This window comes from Dietzia sp. 111N12-1 (assembly GCF_001658045.1).
Lineage (GTDB): Bacteria > Actinomycetota > Actinomycetes > Mycobacteriales > Mycobacteriaceae > Dietzia > Dietzia kunjamensis.
The window spans coordinates 1-437 of record NZ_LSSV01000005.1; the positions used below are offsets into that span (position 1 = coordinate 1).

At 63.6% G+C, this 437-nt stretch carries 1 protein-coding gene; it reads right to left on the reverse strand.

What is annotated here, in order from left to right; all coding sequences use genetic code 11:
• On the reverse strand, positions 1-418 hold a 418-nt coding region (locus AYO52_RS01965), incomplete at its 3' end, for a transposase (RefSeq protein ID WP_253701765.1).
• Positions 419-437 lie beyond the last annotated feature (19 nt).

Consider the following 437-nt stretch of genomic DNA (forward strand, 5'->3'; position numbering starts at 1 on the left):
GCAGTTTCTGCCAGCCCTCTTCCCAGGGCCAGTCGGTGGGTAGGTGGAGGATGAGTCGACGCCCGGTTGTGGCGATCCGGCCCGGGATCTTGATGATCTTGCGGCGAAGGCTTGACCACCTGGATTTGGCCAGGTCGGCGGCGACTGCGGCGGCTCGCGCAATGTTGAACGCGATCACGGCCAACGCCACCCAGGCGGCGTTCGCGGCGTACTTTCCCGACGGTAGATGCGCCAGTGGTCCTTCTTTGAGTTCGGCGATGACTTGCTCGACGATCGCGTGATCACGGTGCCGCTGATCGGCCTCGACGAGGCCCAGAAGGCTGTTGGTGATGAACGCATGGTGGCGGTACACGGCGAACAACTCACCCTGGGCGGTGCCATCGGATTCCAGTCGCTGTAAGCGCTTGACCCTTCGCACGATCAGTCGGCACGGCACA